14 protein-coding genes are annotated in these 13,296 nt (G+C 47.2%); 8 read left to right on the forward strand and 6 right to left on the reverse strand.

The features are described 5' to 3' along the window. Positions 1 to 129 precede the first annotated feature (129 nt). The 5 genes from artP to KJB35_RS24710 all read left to right on the forward strand — a co-directional run bounded on the left by artP (position 130) and on the right by KJB35_RS24710 (position 3,763). A complete protein-coding gene (gene artP / locus KJB35_RS24690) occupies positions 130 to 858 on the forward strand; it encodes an arginine ABC transporter ATP-binding protein ArtP (RefSeq protein ID WP_086013014.1) in 729 nt (242 codons plus the stop codon). A 96-nt stretch (positions 859 to 954) separates the two neighbouring features. Next, the gene (locus KJB35_RS24695; RefSeq protein WP_005431576.1) at positions 955 to 1,698 is read left to right on the forward strand and encodes an arginine ABC transporter substrate-binding protein; all 744 of its coding nucleotides are present in this window, start codon (positions 955 to 957) and stop codon (positions 1,696 to 1,698) included. 1 nt (position 1,699) lies between these two features. Continuing rightward, on the forward strand, positions 1,700 to 2,389 hold the full coding sequence (gene artQ, locus KJB35_RS24700; RefSeq protein ID WP_268208339.1) for an arginine ABC transporter permease ArtQ: 690 nt from the start codon (positions 1,700 to 1,702) through the stop codon (positions 2,387 to 2,389). Next, complete coding sequence (gene artM, locus KJB35_RS24705; RefSeq protein ID WP_005388569.1) at positions 2,386 to 3,054, forward strand: arginine ABC transporter permease ArtM; 669 nt, start codon at positions 2,386 to 2,388, stop codon at positions 3,052 to 3,054. Before artQ ends, artM begins: the two co-directional genes overlap by 4 nt. Positions 3,055 to 3,190: 136 nt before the next feature. Beyond that, a complete protein-coding gene (locus KJB35_RS24710; protein WP_205391136.1) occupies positions 3,191 to 3,763 on the forward strand; it encodes a protocatechuate 3,4-dioxygenase in 573 nt (190 codons plus the stop codon). A gap of 9 nt (positions 3,764 to 3,772) precedes the next feature. On the opposite strand, the gene KJB35_RS24715 is transcribed toward KJB35_RS24710, so the two are convergent. Continuing rightward, a complete protein-coding gene (locus tag KJB35_RS24715) occupies positions 3,773 to 4,603 on the reverse strand; it encodes a LysR family transcriptional regulator (protein WP_061008461.1) in 831 nt (276 codons plus the stop codon). A 118-nt stretch (positions 4,604 to 4,721) separates the two neighbouring features. Here KJB35_RS24715 and KJB35_RS24720 point away from each other — a divergent pair, with 118 nt between their 5' ends. Continuing rightward, positions 4,722 to 5,369 carry a glutathione S-transferase family protein gene (locus KJB35_RS24720; RefSeq protein ID WP_205391138.1) on the forward strand — a complete coding sequence of 216 codons (648 nt, stop codon included), beginning with the start codon at positions 4,722 to 4,724 and terminating at the stop codon, positions 5,367 to 5,369. An 84-nt stretch (positions 5,370 to 5,453) separates the two neighbouring features. Here KJB35_RS24720 and KJB35_RS24725 read toward each other — a convergent pair whose 3' ends face one another. Continuing rightward, entirely contained in the window at positions 5,454 to 6,125 is a 672-nt protein-coding gene (locus tag KJB35_RS24725) for a type 1 glutamine amidotransferase domain-containing protein (protein WP_017821211.1), read from the reverse strand. 117 nt (positions 6,126 to 6,242) lie between these two features. Between KJB35_RS24725 and KJB35_RS24730 the strand changes: the two genes are divergently transcribed. Next, positions 6,243 to 7,127, forward strand: coding sequence for a LysR family transcriptional regulator (locus KJB35_RS24730; protein WP_268208346.1), 885 nt, complete (start codon positions 6,243 to 6,245; stop codon positions 7,125 to 7,127). A gap of 59 nt (positions 7,128 to 7,186) precedes the next feature. On the opposite strand, the gene KJB35_RS24735 is transcribed toward KJB35_RS24730, so the two are convergent. Then, a complete protein-coding gene (locus KJB35_RS24735; RefSeq protein ID WP_268208348.1) occupies positions 7,187 to 8,848 on the reverse strand; it encodes an electron transfer flavoprotein-ubiquinone oxidoreductase in 1,662 nt (553 codons plus the stop codon). A 138-nt stretch (positions 8,849 to 8,986) separates the two neighbouring features. Here KJB35_RS24735 and KJB35_RS24740 point away from each other — a divergent pair, with 138 nt between their 5' ends. Then, positions 8,987 to 9,952: an electron transfer flavoprotein subunit alpha/FixB family protein gene (locus KJB35_RS24740; RefSeq protein WP_005375829.1), complete on the forward strand. Its 966-nt coding sequence runs from the start codon at positions 8,987 to 8,989 to the stop codon at positions 9,950 to 9,952. A gap of 67 nt (positions 9,953 to 10,019) precedes the next feature. Here KJB35_RS24740 and KJB35_RS24745 read toward each other — a convergent pair whose 3' ends face one another. From KJB35_RS24745 to pdhA, 3 genes are read right to left on the reverse strand one after another with little or no spacing between them, the layout of a single operon-like run. Next, on the reverse strand, positions 10,020 to 11,168 hold the full coding sequence (locus tag KJB35_RS24745; protein ID WP_005375831.1) for a dihydrolipoamide acetyltransferase family protein: 1,149 nt from the start codon (positions 11,166 to 11,168) through the stop codon (positions 10,020 to 10,022). Then, a complete protein-coding gene (locus KJB35_RS24750) occupies positions 11,165 to 12,148 on the reverse strand; it encodes an alpha-ketoacid dehydrogenase subunit beta (RefSeq protein ID WP_017634235.1) in 984 nt (327 codons plus the stop codon). Before KJB35_RS24750 ends, KJB35_RS24745 begins: the two co-directional genes overlap by 4 nt. After that, on the reverse strand, positions 12,141 to 13,235 hold the full coding sequence (gene pdhA / locus KJB35_RS24755; protein ID WP_025998586.1) for a pyruvate dehydrogenase (acetyl-transferring) E1 component subunit alpha: 1,095 nt from the start codon (positions 13,233 to 13,235) through the stop codon (positions 12,141 to 12,143). Before pdhA ends, KJB35_RS24750 begins: the two co-directional genes overlap by 8 nt. Positions 13,236 to 13,296 lie beyond the last annotated feature (61 nt).

A 13,296-nucleotide genomic window follows, 5' to 3' on the forward strand; every position in this document is an offset into this window, starting at 1 on the left:
ATATTCTCTGTTGTATTGATTGCTTATCATACAAAAATTTAACAAAATTAATTTTTATACATTTTTATTGCATAAAAAATCCTTTTGAGTAATATAAATGCCAAGTGACAATTAATGCGGTATGTCAGCATGACTATTCAGGTAAGCGGAATCAATAAATCCTACGGTGAGACACAAGTGCTTCACGATGTCAGCTTTAAGTGTGAAAGCGGCGAAACACTGGTGTTACTTGGTCCAAGTGGTGCAGGGAAGAGCTCTCTACTACGTGTTCTTAACCTTCTTGAAGGTGCGGATAACGGCAAGCTAAACATCGCAAATGATGTTTTTGATTTCTCTACTGAAATCAAAGAGAAACAAGGTTTAGCACTTCGTCGTAAAGTAGGCATGGTGTTCCAGCAGTACAACCTATGGCCACACATGACAGTGATGGAGAACCTGATTGAGGCTCCGGTAAAAGTCGCTGGCATGGATAAAGAAGAAGCGAAGAAGCAGGCAATGCAAATTCTTGCGACGCTGCATTTGGCAGACAAAGCGGATGCATGGCCGATGCAACTTTCTGGTGGTCAGCAACAACGTGTGGCGATTGCTCGTGCATTGATGATGAAACCGGAAGTCTTGCTTTTTGATGAACCGACCGCTGCGCTTGATCCGGAAATTACTAACCAAGTCGTTAAGATTATTAAAAATTTAAGCGAAACCGGAATTACACAAGTAGTTGTGACGCACGAAGTGGATTTCGCCAAGAAAATCGCTAGTCACGTACTGTATTTAGAAAAAGGACACATCGTTGAGCACGGCACAAATGATTCGTTTTCTAACCCGCAAACCGCCCAGTTTGCTGACTACTTAAATCACTAAATCACTAAATCACGTTTTTAAAGTTCAGTCTATTTAACAGATAAGCTCGGCTGTCATTGCGAGTGTCAGCCCACTAAGTACACACGGAGTATTGCAATGAAAAAGATTCTACTAGCTTCACTAATCGGCCTTTCTTCTGCAACTATGGCAGCAAACGCAGCAGCACAAGAAGAGATCAAATTCGCGATGGAAGCGACTTACGCACCGTTCGAATACATGGATGAAAACAACCAAATTCAAGGTTTTGATGTGGATCTGGCGAATGCATTATGTAAAGAAATGGAAGCAAAATGTACCTTCCACAACCAATCTTTTGACAGCCTGATCCCTGCATTAAAATTCAAGCGTTACGATGCGGCTATCTCTGCCATGGATATTACTGACGCGCGTTTGGAGCAAGTGAATTTTTCTGACCCTTACTACGACAACTCAGCAGCGTTTGTTTCTATCAAAGAAAAAGTGGCTGATCAAAAAGCACTAGAAGGTAAGCGTGTTGGTGTTCAAAACGGTTCAACACACCAAAGTTACCTAATTGAGCAAATGCCAGGTGTAACAGCGGTTCCTTACTCAAGCTACCAAGACGCATTCATCGATATGAAGAATGGCCGTATTGATTCTGTATTCGGTGACACAGCAGTCGTAGCAGAATGGTTCAAGAAAGAAGATAACCTAGCGTACGTTGGTGAGCACGTTACTAACCCTAAATACTTCGGTAACGGTTTCGGTATCGCAGTAAACAAAGGTAACGACGAGCTAGTGAACAAGCTGAACACGGCACTGAAAACAGTGAAAGCGAACGGCGAATACGACGTAATCTACAACAAGTACTTCGGTAAGTAATATGGCACTAACGGGTTACTCTTTATCGCTTGTTCAAGCTAGTTGGATGACTGTCCAGCTGGCCTTCACAAGCCTTTTAGTCGGTTTGATTCTGGCAGTGGTATTCGCCAGTGGTGAAATGTCTCGCCGCGTTTTCGTTAAATGGCCAATGACGGCGTTTGTGACGATTGTACGTGGTTTGCCAGAAATCCTTGTCGTGTTGTTTATCTATTTTGGTTCGACGCAGGTTCTGTTTTTAATCACCGGCGACTTTATTGAAGTTAGCCCGTTCTTGTCTGGCGTGGTGGCGTTGTCATTGATCTTCGCTTCTTATGCTTCTCAAACTCTACGTGGCGCATTAAAAGCCGTTGGAAGAGAGCAGAGAGAAGCAGCAAGTGCACTCGGCATCAGTCAAGCACACGCTTTCGTTCGCATTGTTTTGCCACAAGCAGTAAGACACGCGCTACCAGGCTTAACGAACCAATGGTTGGTTTTGCTGAAAGATACCGCGCTTGTATCACTGATTGGTGTAACGGATTTGTTGAAGCAAGCGCAGCTAACATCTGCAGCGACGCATGAAGCGTTTACTTGGTACGCAACCGCTGCGGCGATTTACCTAGGCATTACTTTGATTACACAACGTGCCGTCAAACTGATTGATAAGAAGTTCTCAATTCAAGGCATGAGCATGGGACAGGAGGCAACTGCATGAACGAACAACACGTTTGGCAAATGCTGGATGGCTTAGGCACTAGCCTTCAATTGACCGCCGCTTCCTTGGTTGTCGGCTGTCTCTTAGCTCTGATGATGACGCTGACTCTGATCCTACGTACTCCGGGTTTGCATTGGGTAAGTCGTGGCATCATCACCTTGTTCACAGGTACGCCTTTGTTGGTACAGATCTTCTTGGTGTACTACGGTCCGGGCCAGTTTGATGCTGTAAGAGAAAGTGTATTCTGGACATGGTTAAGCCAACCTTGGTTCTGTGCGATGTTAGCGCTAGCACTCAATACCGCGGCATACAGCACTCAGTTGTTCAAAGGAGCGTTTAACGCGATTCCTTCCGGTCAATGGCAAGCGTGTCGTGCATTAGGCATGAACAAAACCGCGACACTGAAGGTGCTGCTGCCATACGCCATTCGCCGCGCTGTTCCGGCTTACTCGAACGAAGTGATTTTGGTCTTCAAAGGCACCTCACTAGCAAGCACGATTACGATCATGGATCTGATGGGTTACGCGCAGCGCATTAATGCACAAACTTACGATACGTTGACGGTATTTGGTATTGCGGGCGCATTTTATTTAACGGTAAATGGTGTGCTAACTCTCATTTTCCGTCAAGTAGAGAAGAAAGCATTGGCGTTCGAAGCCGCATAAACCTTCAATCAACACTCAATTTAGTTCCACAGTGCCTCTGCAACTGACTCTCTTGCAGGGGCATTTTTTATATTCGTCATGGAAAATTCCTCAAGTTCCACCAAACTTAATTCAACGCAATTGCATTGGTGGCATCATGGAAAGAAGACACTTTTTAGCGCTGTGGACATTGTTGTTCGCACCCTCTCTAAAAGCGAAAACACCAATGCGGCCGACGCCAGCACAAACAGAAGGGCCATTTTATCCAGTGGTGGACATTCCTCTTCGTCAAAACTTGATTCTGCAATCGGAGGGCTTGCTTGGTGAGCCTATTGTGCTGCAAGGCAAAGTCGTAGATACAACAGGAAACCCCGTTTCAGGCATCAAGGTAGAAATCTGGCAATGTGATGGGCAGGGGATTTACGATCATCCTAAGCAGCCAAGTAATGATAAGTTTGATGCTCATTTTGCAGGCTTTGGCGCGGCAGAAACCCAATCGGATGGTCGCTACTTATTCCAGACTTTGTATCCAGTGCCTTATGCCACTCGTCCGCCGCACATTCACGTTAAGTTGTGGCGGGATAACCAAGAGCTCCTGACCACTCAGTTGTACTTAAAAGGCAATACTGGTGACGAATGGTGGGGTGGTAAAGCCCGTGATTATCTACAGTTTGAAACCATACGAATCGACGGGCGATTAACGGGCGAATTCAACTTTGTGATTGGTTAGCGAGTTTAGTTAAGCCATTAACTCAACCAATTGCGCCAAGCATTCTTTATCCAGTATCGGATGAGGCTCGACGCCCGTGACCAAAACGATATCCACGGAAGGTAGCGATGGCATATCGTCTAAGATCTTAAGATCCTCGCTAACGCTAATACTGCCCATCGCACCGATAGCCATGCCTGAACGTACAATCGCTCGTTGTGCAGAGGCCGTATTGCAACATGCCAGTAGTTGATAAGGAGTACCACGTTTGGTTAATCCGTCTACTGCTGCCGCATGGTATTTGCAGTCGGTTTGGAATAGGGCGAGAGGGAGAGGTTGGGCTTGCTCGATGTCAAAATCAGGATGAGCAATCCACACGCCTTTGTCGCTTGCTAGCCAGTAACCTTCCTCACTGTCCGGTGCTCTTGTCACAATAGCGGCGTCTAGCTTTCCTTCATCAAGTTTTTCTCTCAAGGTGATGCTCGGCTCACTAAAGACTTGAATCGAACATGTGGGCTCAGATTGCTGTAATACGCGGATGACTTTAGGCAGGATATTATCGTTGTAATCCTCGGGGCAACCCAAGCGAAGAGGGCGCTTATTTTCATAGCGTTTCACTTGTTTCAGTGCTTGATTGTGCAAGCTGACCAATTGTTCGGCGTGAGAGCGCAGTGCCAGCCCTGCTTCACTCAATACTAGGTTGCGACCTTCTTTTTCAAACAAGCTGACGCTGAGTTCGTCTTCCAGCTTACGCATTTGTGCACTGAACGCTGATTGGGTGCGATTGATCTGCTTGGCTGCTCGAGTGAAACTGCCCGTTTCTACAAAAGCAAGAAAGCTGCGTAACGCATCGATATCCATATCTAAAACTCATCCATCGTTTTTGTTGAAGTGTTCCATCAAAACTATCCGTTAGTCCCCTTAAATACAATCAGATATTGTGAATGGGTACTCAAAACACGAACCGCATGGAGGCGTCATGAAACTGTTTATTGCTAACCAAAACTACTCAAGCTGGTCACTGCGCGCATGGGTGATCTTTTCTCAATTCAAATTGGATGTGGAAGTCACTAAGCTGACGTTATTTACGGAGGATTTTTACAAGACCTTGGAAGGTATTACACCAACGGCTAAAGTACCGACCTTGGTGGATGGCGATGCAACCGTGTGGGATTCATTAGCGATTTTGGAATACGTAAACGAGCAATACCTGCAAGGTAAAGCATGGCCAAGCAACTCCGCAGAACGGGCTAAAGCACGCGCCATCGCTTCAGAAATGCACTCGGGTTTCTTTGATTTAAGAAACGAACTCCCAATGAATATCCGCGCGCGCAGAAAAGTCGATTTAACTGAAGGTGCACGTAAAGATATTGCACGTATTGACGCTATTTGGGCAGAACAAGCCAATCTGTATCCAGACGGCTGGTTATTTGGAGAATGGTCGATTGCAGATGCCATGTATGCACCTGTGGCATTGCGTTTCCAAACTTACGGTATCGAGCTATCGGAAGGTGCCAAAGCTTACCAACAGAAGGTGCTAGCAAGTGAATCTCTAAAGCAATGGTTGGAAGAGGCGAGCCAAGAAACGGATATCGTAGAAGAAGATGAAGCAGGGGTAGAAGTATAAGCGCATCTTGCGATCGCCTGTAGCAAGGGAAAGCATGACAAAGCACGCTTTCCTCTTCTAGGATGGTTGTCGTTTCCGGCGCGTTTAAGCTAGGTGTTCAACAATCGCTCTGCCTACGCCGTGTGCGCTCGTTGGGTTTTGACCTGTGATGACACGGTCGTCCACAATCACAAGCTCTTGCCATGGTTGCACTTTAGAGTATCGCGCTGCGCCACGTGCTAGAGACTCTTCCAATAGGAATGGGATGTCGTTGATGGTGCCGAAGTCGATCTCTTCTTCGCGAGTGAAACCTGTTACTGATTTAGACGCAAGCAGCTTTTCACCATTGCTAAGCGTGATAGGGAGAAGAGCGCCCGGACCATGACAAACTGCTGCCACAATACCGCCATCTTCATAGTGTTTCGCAGAAATCTTGGCAAAATCTTCGTTGCTCGCCAGGTCTGAAAGAAGACCAAAACCACCCGGATAGAAGATCGCATCGTAGTTGTCACCGTTGATTTGTGACACTGGAATCGTGTTGTTGATGCGGTTCTGGAAATCATCATCCGCCAAGATTTTCTCGTTTACTGCGTCGCCTTCGATGTCGGTTCCGTACAGTGGTGCTTGTCCACCTTTGATAGAGGCAATGTCGTAATCGAAGCCAGCACCCAGTAGCTCGCTAAGGGCATGAGTGAGCTCTGGCGCGTAAGTTCCGTTTGCTTGGTCAGTTTCACCAAGGGTCGCATGGTTCGTCACAATGATGAGTACTTTCTTCATGATGGTTTCCTTTTTGGCTTACGTGTATTTGTTGAACACCTTCATACTAATTGCTAAACAAATAAGTGATAATACGATTAATTGGCAAAACATTATTGCTATATAGCAAAGGTAAGTATGGACAGTTTTGAAGGCATCAATGAGTTTGTTACGGTTGCTGAGAGCTTAGGGTTTTCTGCAGCGGCAAAACAGTTAGGTTGCAGTACCAGTCACGTCAGCCGCCAAGTCACAAGATTAGAAGAGCGACTAGGTGTCGCTTTGTTAGCGCGTTCGACAAGAATGGTGAGTCTAACGGAAGCGGGGCAAGCGTATTATCAGCAGTGTAAAGAATTGGTTATTGGACTTCAGCAAGCCAATGAGCAACTCACCACGCAGCAAACTCAATTGAGCGGTACGTTACGCGTGAGTGCCGCTGGTGCGTTTTCTGAGAACCATGTAGCGCCTGCCTTGATGGCGTTTGCCAAGCAACATCCTAATCTCACGGTGGAGATCAACTTCAACACCAGTATGGTCAACTTTATCGAAGATGGTTTCGATTTTGCCATTCGTTACGGCAGGTTGAATGATTCAGGCTTGGTTGCGAGAAAGCTGGTGGATCGTCCCATGGCTGCGGCAGCCAGTCAGCGTTATCTTGATGAACATGGTTTGCCAACGCACCCTGAGCAACTCAAGCGTCATAGCTGCATTATTGCCAACAAAGACGTTTGGTTGTTTGAAAAAGACGGCAAGCCTTTAGATGGCGTAAAAGTGCAGGGCAGGTGGAAGAGCAATAACGCACACACGGTTTTGCAAGCCTGTGCGGAAGGGTTAGGCGTGGCGTACTTACCCAAGAGCAGTTTCAACGATGCTATTTCGTCTGGTCGTTTGGTTCCAATCCTTGAACCCTATTGGGGAAGTGGTAACAGCAGCTGGATTGTGTATCAGAATCGTCACTTTTTGCCACTAAGAGCGCGATTAGCTATCGATTTTCTGCTTGAACATTTTGCCGATTGGCAGGAGTAATGATGCTCTGCCAATCGGTTTATTTATCCATTTGTTAGATCGTAAACATACTAACGTTTCTACATGTTTTGATAGCTCGGTCCGCCGCCACCTTCTGGTGCTTTCCATGTGATATTTTGCGAAGGATCTTTGATGTCACAGGTTTTGCAATGCACGCAGTTTGCGGCATTGATTTGGAACATTCGCTCGCCTTCGACTTCTACCACTTCATACACACCAGCAGGGCAGTAGCGCTGGCTTGGCTCATCAAACTTCTTCAAATGGACTTGAATTGGAATATGAGGATAGGCGAGTTGCAAGTGGCAAGGTTGATTTTCTTCGTGTTGTGTACCAGACAAAAATACTGATGAGGGTTTATCGAAGCTGATTACACCATCTGGTTTCGAGTATTGAATAGGTTGGCACTCATCAATTGGTTTCAGCTGTTCGTGATCGTGCGAAGGATCTGTGATTGTCCACGGGATTGGTTTCTTAAGCAGAGGCTGCCACAGATTGTGTTCGAAGGTGGAAAGTGCGCCGCCGAGTACGCTGCCGAATTTGTGAATGTTCGCACCAAAGTTGCGTGTGTTACTGAGTTCTTCATACAACCATGAATCTTCAAACTTGGTTTGGTAATCCGGTTCCGAATTGGATTGTGTGAATGCTTCGGCAATGGCTTCTGCGGCTAACAAACCGGATTTCATCGCAGTATGGCTGCCTTTGATCTTAGCGACGTTTAAGGTGCCCGCATCACAACCAATCAATAAACCGCCGGGGAATTGCTGTTTCGGCAGAGAAGACAGTCCGCCTTTCGCAATGGCTCTTGCGCCGTAAGCGATGCGTTGAGCGCCTTTCAAATGTTGTTCGATTGCAGGGTGGTGCTTAAAGCGTTGAAATTCGTCAAACGGACTTAAGTAAGGATTGCTGTAATTCAAGTCGACAATAAGCCCGACAGCGATTTGGTTGTTCTCCATGTGATAGAGAAAACCGCCGCCTGTGGTATTTGTTTCACTCAAGGGCCAGCCAGCGGAGTGGATAACACTGCCAGATACATCCTTACTGTCAGTGGGTAACTCCCATATCTCTTTTAGGCCAAGCGCGTAGTGCTGTGGTTGCTTTCCTGCGTCTAGGTCGAACCTTTGAATAAGTTCTTTACCCAGATGTCCGCGACAACCTTCAGCAAAAAGGGTGTATTTTGCCCTTAGCTCGATACCTGGTTCAAAGTTAGGTTTGGCCTGGCCGTTCTTATCTAGTCCCATATCGCTCGTGTTAATGCCTGTCACGGCGCCAGTCTGATCATAATTGATGCTTGCAGCGGCAAAGCCCGGAAAAACTTCCACCCCAAGATTTTCTGCTTGGTTAGCGAGCCAACGGCAAAGGTTGGCAAGGCTAATTACGTAATTATTCTCGCCATTTATCATTGGACGCGGTGTAAGGATGTGAGGAACTCGAATATGGTTTTGTTCAGTAGTAAGATAAAGGAAATTATCTCGTTGAACCGAGGCTGCTAGCGGGGCCTCCATTTCTTTCCAGTCGGGGAAAAGCTCATCTAAGGCACTAGTTTCAAAAACAGCGCCAGATAAAATATGTGCGCCCACTTCTGAGCCTTTTTCTACAACGCAAATTGAAAGTGCGTCACCTTCACTGTCTTGGTTGAGTTGAGCTAGCCGACAAGCGGCGCTTAAGCCTGCGGGTCCGGCCCCCACGATCACGACATCAAACTCCATGCATTCTCGTTCCATCTTTATGCTTCCTTTCTATTATCGTCATCTGCGTGACAGGTTTTTGGTTTCTATACAGAAAACTATAGCTCAGTTGACGTTAACGTGAAGTGGACTAAGCTCAAGTAATGGATCTGACGTGTTATATGAGGCATGACCATGGAAGACCGACCATTAGCAACACTTGTGCTCGCAGAGCATGACAACCAATCGTTGGCTGTAGGGACGCTGTGTGCAATTAAAGCGGCATTTGAGATTAAGGATGATGATAAATCGCTTCCTGTTTCTGTGTTGCTTATTGGATATCAGTGCCAATCAGTTTTGGATGAGTTGAATTGCGTTCAGGGTGTTGCAGAAATTATCTGGGTTGATGCGAAGGGATATGAACATGGCTTAGCGGAAAATATCGCACCTTTGATCTCACAAGTAGCCAAAAACTACTCACACATTCTTTCTCCTGCCAGTACATTTGGTAAGAATGTGATGCCTCGTGTGGCGGCGTTGCTTAATGTTGGTCAACTTTCTGACGTGATGACAATCGAGTCTATCGATACGGTGATTCGTCCAATTTATGCTGGAAATGCATTGGCGAGAGTCACGTCGAATGATCCCTATAAAGTGATGACCATAAGAAGTACGGCTTTTGATGCCGCAGAGCTATCTGACACGCCAGTTGTCCCTAAGCTTACTCAAGTCGACACGGTGATTATCAATAAACTTAGTGAGTTTGTTTCGCAACAAACGCCAGAAAGTGAGCGACCAGAATTGCCAGCGGCTAGAGTAGTGGTGTCGGGGGGGCGTGCATTCGGGAGTAAAGAGAAGTTTGTTTTAGTAGAACAATTGGCTGACAAGCTAGGTGGAGCGGTAGGGGCGTCACGAGCGGCGGTCGATGCGGGCTATGTGTCTAATGACCATCAAGTTGGGCAAACCGGCAAAATTGTTGCACCGGAGTTATACATTGCCGTCGGAATTTCTGGCGCGATCCAGCATTTGGCGGGAATGAAAGATTCCAAGGTGATTGTTGCAATTAATAGCGATCCTGATGCGCCTATTTTTGACATTGCAGATTATGGATTGGTCGGCGATTTGTTTGTGGTAATGCCTGAGCTGTTAGAGAAGCTGTAGATATAGTCTTGTTCCCTAAAACAAAAGGCTTCCAAATTGGAAGCCTTTATCATTTGATTTTTATAAGTTACTTTTCGCTCGGACGTTGCAGGTGCTCTGCAAGTACTTTCGTAAACCTTGCAGCTTCACCACCAGTACAAGCGCGATGATCAAACGTTACGGATAGCGGCATTGCTTTCACCGAAATTGCTTGACCGTTTCTTATCACTACTCGGTCGAGTATTCGGCCCGCGCCGACAATAGCGACTTGTGGCGGTGTGACGACAGGTGTTGCGTAAATACCGGCAATCGCGCCGAAGTTGGAAAGCGTAATCGTCGCGTGCTGCAATTGCTCACGACCGATTTTTCTCTCTCTGATCCCTTCAACGGTTTGATCGAGCCAACGACGAACATCTTGTGGCTCGTATTCATCTGCGTGGCGCAAGACTGGTACGTACAATCCATGACGGCTATCTACTGCAATTCCTACATTGACCGTTGTGTGTACACAGCGTGTCATGGTTTCGGCATCAAACCAAGCGTTTAAAGCAGGCTCTTCTTGACACGCATGAACAATCGCTTGAACAAGGCGGATACTGATATCTTCGTTTGGCAGCCAATCTTCCAACAACGCTTCTTCCGTAATGGTTACGGCAGCAACATGTTCGTGCGATTCGGTCATAGACGATACCATGGTACGTCGAGCACCTTTCAAAACTTCGGTGCCTGGACGCTGTTTTCCGGCTTCGTCGTAAATATCGGCATCTACGATAAGTCCGTTCGGGCCACTACCTGACACAAGGTTAAGATCTACCCCAAGTTTTTGTGCCAACAAGCGAGCCGAAGGCAGGGCGGTAACGAGGTTACTTTCTGTCGTGTTGTGGTTGCCACCAATCCAGAAATCATCAACGTTAACATGATGCGCTTGGTGAGAAACGCTACCGACGACGGTTGCGGCGTCAGCAGTGGCTTTTTTCTCTGCCGTTACTTCTCTCCCGGCACCTGTTTCATCAATCTCTAGCAGTAATGCACCAATATTGACGATTTCACCTTCCTCACCATGACGGCTGACCACACGGCCCGAATAGGGGGCAGGGACGTCGACCGTCGCTTTTGCTGTCTCTACGGTTAAGATCACTTGATCTAATTTAACCATGTCACCGACATTAACGTGCCATTTTACAATTTCTGATTCAGCGAGGCCTTCGCCGAGATCGGGTAAGTTAAACGTCTTCATTTCCAATCCTCCACGAGTTCGCGCGCTGCGGTCACAATGTCTTCTTCCTGAACCATGAAATAATCTTCGTTACGGTAATAAGGCATAATGGTGTCCATTCCAGTTACTCGTTTAGGTGGGGCTTTAAGTAAGCACATGGCGTGTTCAGCGGTTCGAGCTAATAGCTCAGATCCCACACCACAAGTTTTACTCGCTTCATGAACAACGAGTAAACGTCCAGTTTTTTCTAGTGAGCTGAAAATCGTCGCGGTATCAATTGGCTTAATACTCGCCAAATCAATCACCTCGACTTCAATTCCCTGACTAGACAAGGTTTGCGCGGCCTGAAGTGACTCTACGACGCATGCGCCCCAAGTAACGAGCGTGATATCTCGCCCCTTGCGTAAGGTGAAGCAGGTGTCGAGTGGGAGTGCTTCGCCGTTATCAACGACTTCAGATTTAACGGTGCGATATATGCGCTTCGGTTCGAAGAACATGACGGGATCATTGCTTCTAATTGCAGCGAGAAGTAAGCCGTATGCGCGTTGTGGAGAAGAAGGAATCACCACTTTAAATCCAGCAGTGTGAGCAAATAACGCTTCCACGCTTTCTGAGTGGTGTTCCGGAGCGTGGATACCGCCGCCAAATGGCGCACGGAAAACCGCGGGACAAGTGAGCCGACCGCGAGTTCTGTTACGCATTCGAGCCGCGTGGCACATTAAGTGCTCCATCGCAGGAAAAACGAAACCTTGAAACTGAAATTCGGCGACAGGTCGTAATCCTTGCGTTGCCATACCGACCGCAACCCCGCCGATTAAGGCTTCAGCGAGTGGCGTATCGATGACTCGTTTAAGACCAAACTCTTGCTTGAGTCCGACAGTGGCACGAAATACACCACCATTATCGCCCACGTCTTCACCTAATACGACAACATTGGGGTCTTGTTGCATTTCGTGGTGCAGGGCAAGGTTTACTGCTTCAACCAACGTTAGCTCAGCCATGTCTGCCTCCCTGCATTCTCATTGCCTTGTTGATGAGTTCATCTCTTTGTGCATGAAGCTCTTGAGGTAGCGATTCATACAAATAATCGAAACCGGTTTCTGGTGCTTGTGGCGGTAAGCTCAGATAGCGTTCAACAGCTAACTCTACTTGCTCTTTACAGTAATCTAGCCATTGCTGTTCTTGTTCGTCGCTCCAAGCGCCTTGATTAAGGAGATACGTTTTAAGACGTGCGATAGGTTCGTATTGCCATGCGGTTTGAACATCATCTTCTTTACGATAACGAGTCGCATCATCGGCCGTAGTGTGGTCACTCAGTCGGTAACTCACCGCTTCGATGAGTGTTGCGCCTTTCCCTTTTCTTGCTCTCTCAAGGGCGGTTTTAGTTGCATCATAAACGGCGACGACATCGTTACCATCGACAGTAATACCCGGTATACCTGCACCTTGCGCTTTTTCTGATAAGAAATCGGCGGCACATTGGAGACTACGCGGCACTGAAATTGCCCACTGGTTATTGTTTACGACGAAAACAAGTGGAATATTCCAAGTACCTGCGCAGTTTATTGACTCAAGAAAGTCCCCTTTGGATGTACCACCATCGCCGCACATGACTAGCGCAGCTTCATGGTTACCTTGAATTTTTAGCGCGGAAGCCACCCCGACAGCATGCGTACATTGCGTCGCTATGGGTACACAGTAGGGAAGGTCTCGGCTAGGAACCGGACTGCCCTCAGGAGCAAAATCACTCCCGCGCTCATCGCCACCCCAGTATTGAAGGTTCTTTTCCATGCCAATGCCACGACACCACATCGCAGGCATATCGCGGTAGTAAGGGACAAACACATCATCGGCTTTAAGTGCTCTGCCGACCGCAATGCCTATGGCTTCCGCGCCTAAGTGTGAGGGATAGGTCCCTAGCTTACCGGTGCGTTGCAAGGCAACTGCTTTGTTGTCGTAAGTGCGAGTTAATACCATGTCTCGGTAAAACCCGACCAATGTTTCAGTGTCAGCCCAGTTGGGTAGTTGGCCGACGAGGTCCCCACGATGGTCGATAAACCGATGCATGGGTAATGCCTGAACGTTCATCTCAAGCTCCTTTTGACGCTGCGGGTCTTTTGGACTGCAGCTGTTCATACAAAACCAGAGT

The organism is Vibrio sp. D431a (genome assembly GCF_030248655.1).
Lineage (GTDB): Bacteria > Pseudomonadota > Gammaproteobacteria > Enterobacterales > Vibrionaceae > Vibrio > Vibrio alginolyticus.